General features: G+C 45.7%; 2 protein-coding genes. Both read left to right on the plus strand.

Annotation, left to right across the window (positions count from 1 at the left end):
- Nucleotides 1-1,080: Calx-beta domain-containing protein (locus tag O9290_RS12750; protein WP_288087124.1), on the plus strand; the 1,080-nt coding region annotated here is incomplete at its 5' end.
- Between the two features lie 936 nt (nucleotides 1,081-2,016).
- Nucleotides 2,017-2,935 (plus strand): S8 family serine peptidase (locus O9290_RS12755; protein WP_502846460.1); only part of this gene is annotated, 919 nt, incomplete at its 3' end.

Raw genomic sequence — 2,935 nt, forward strand, 5'->3', positions numbered from 1 at the left:
AATAACGTCAACTGGGCAGTAACAGGCTCAGGAACCAGTGCAGCCAATGCCACTGATTTTGTGGGGGGAGTCTTACCCTCAGGAACCGTCAGTTTTGCGGCGGGAGAAACCTCGAAAGTGATTACCGTTAATGTTCAAGGGGATACCACCGTCGAACCTAACGAAAACTTTACGGTAACTCTCTCCAATCCCACCAACGGAGCAACGATTACCACTGCCACTGCTGTTGGGACTATCCAAAATGATGATGAAGGAACCTCCGTTACCCTTGCCAGTAACTACAGTGGCGTTAGTGAAAACGGCAAAACTAACCTCGTCTATAACTTCACTCGTTCAGGAGCCACCACTAACTCTTTAACCGTTAACTTTACCCTTGGTGGTACGGCAACTCGCGGCAATGACTACAATGCCTACGGCGGGAATTTTGTCTCACCAACAACGGGTAATATTGTCTTCGCATCTGGTCAGACAACGGCTCAGATCGAGATCGTGACCACCGGAGATACCGTCAAAGAAGCCAATGAAACGATCGCCTTTACCCTAGCAAGTGGCACTGGCTATACCATTGGCACACCAGGTGCTGTCACCACTACGATCCTGAATGATGACGGTGTTCTCAATCAACAGGGAACCACGGGTAACGATGTGATCGAAGCCGGAACTACCCGCAATCTGAGCGGTCGAGCGGGCCATGACATTTTGATTGGTTCCAATGCCAGCGATATGTTAGTAGGTGCTGCAGGGAATGACACGATTACCTCTGGTGCTGGTTTTGACGTAATTGCCTATAGCCTTGCCAGTGAAGGCCAAGATACGATTACGGACTTCAACGTTTTCCAAGATACGCTCCAAGTCTCGGCGGCGGGTTTTGGTGGCGGATTAATCGCCGGTGAAAGTATTGCGGCGGCTCAATTTGTCTTGGGAACCGTCGCCACGACCGCCAGCCATCGCTTTATCTTTAATAAACCAACAGGCCAACTCTTCTTTGATGTGGATGGTAATGGTTCATCGGTTCAGACTCTCTTGGCGACCTTGACTCCTAACCTTAACTTGACAGAAGATAATATCTTCGCGGCTTAGATGACTTGAGGCTAAGTGTCAACATAAACCGGCTGGGAAAGAATAATCTGGCTCAGAGATTGCTCAGTTTTCCCGCCGGTTTTCCATTGTGTGTCAAAAAAGTGAAGCAAATATTAATTGTTGTTCAAACAATTGATTCGGGCGGGAGTTTACGGTAATTATAAGCTAAGTCGCATTTTAACCGCCTATTCAGAAGTGTTGAATCCTGCAATAAAACTTCACAAAACCAGTATTTTACAGTGCTAAATTAGATTGACTATTGAGAATGGAGTCAATAATCAGTCCTTTTTGGTATCATCAGAGCGAATACATAACTTGGTCATGATCTTCAAAATCTTAACATTCAAGTATGAAACACTTTTTGAAAAAAGGTATAAGGGTTTTGTTGATTTTTTAGTATTTATGTATCGTGTAAGTCCAGTAATTGATCCCCTTTTTCTTGGCATAATCTGATAGTTTCATTGGAACTGTAAGGTAAACTTGCACTAACCACAGTAGCAGTTGTTTGCTGTTATTTGCGTATATTTTCGACAAAACTTGACAATACTTCTGAGTTTCTTCATTATTCTCAACAATACTTTTCTTATTGCTGTTACTCATCAGGCTCTTGGATAAATTTAAGAAAAAAATTTTTTTGTTAGACTTGACTTGTCTAGTTGTAATTACAGGTGGATAACAAATTTAGCCCCAGGGCAGAAAGGTTGGGCTTGTCTTTTTCCCTAACCATAAACAGAAGGAATTCAACACCCCCAAGTAATTGACCGATTAATTTTCGGGTTCTTCTCGACTTTGTGTGATAATTTTTGCTTATAGAATAGTAAAATGTTTACTGGGAAAGACTTTTAGGACTATTTTGCTGAAGAAACTATCAGTATAGACGCCGTTTCCACACAGAAACCAGAAGAGCCATTTTCGGACAATGGGGTGTGCCTAACCATGAAGACAACACAAGTAAGTTCCGATTTATCGAGTACAGATATGTCATCTCTAGAAGATTCTTTGAGTTTTGACGGAGCCTCTCCAATCACCTTTGATTTAACAGGTTCCGACGATTTAAGTGTATCGAGGGAAACTACTCCCTTGGGAGTCCTGAACTCTAACCCCTCCCCATCTACAGTCTCCTCGGAGGCCCCCACGGTTCCAGTCTCCCCTACTGCTACGGGTCAAGTGGTTTTTCCCGCTTCCCTCAGTATGAACTCTTCTGGTTATCCCACCAGTCCAGCGTCGAGTCCTGCCTCTGTACCCACCGCCGCCCCCGTCACCACCAGTCCAGCGTCGGGTCCTGCCTCTGTACCCACTACCGCCCCCGTCACCTCAGAGCTAAGACCGGCAGCAACTAGCACCCTTGCCCCTTATGCTCCCAATCAACTCATTGTCAAGTTCAAGAAGGGGATCGCCAGCGCCGAAGTTGCTCAGTTTAAGTCCCTCTTTGGTGCTGTCAGCACCCAGACGATTAAACTAACGGGGGCAGAGATTTGGAAGTTATCCGGGTCGCTCTCTGTGGAGAAGATTCTAAAACAATATCGCTCCCATCCGATTTTTGAATACATTGAACCCGACTATATTCGGACGGTGGGTGCATTTACTCCCCAGGCGACATTCCCCAATGACCCCAGTTTTAATCAACTTTGGGGACTGCATAACACCGGACAAAGTGGCGGTACTCCCGATGCCGATATTGATGCCCCGGAAGCCTGGGATATTCAAACCGGCGATCCTAATTTAGTGATTGGGGTTATTGATACGGGGGTGGACTACAATCACCAAGACCTAGTTGGCAACATCTGGACAAACCCGGGGGAAATTGCCGGAGATGGCATTGACAACGATGGCAATGGCTACATTGATGACATTC

This window comes from Microcystis sp. LE19-41.2A (genome assembly GCF_027530405.1).
Lineage (GTDB): Bacteria > Cyanobacteriota > Cyanobacteriia > Cyanobacteriales > Microcystaceae > Microcystis > Microcystis aeruginosa.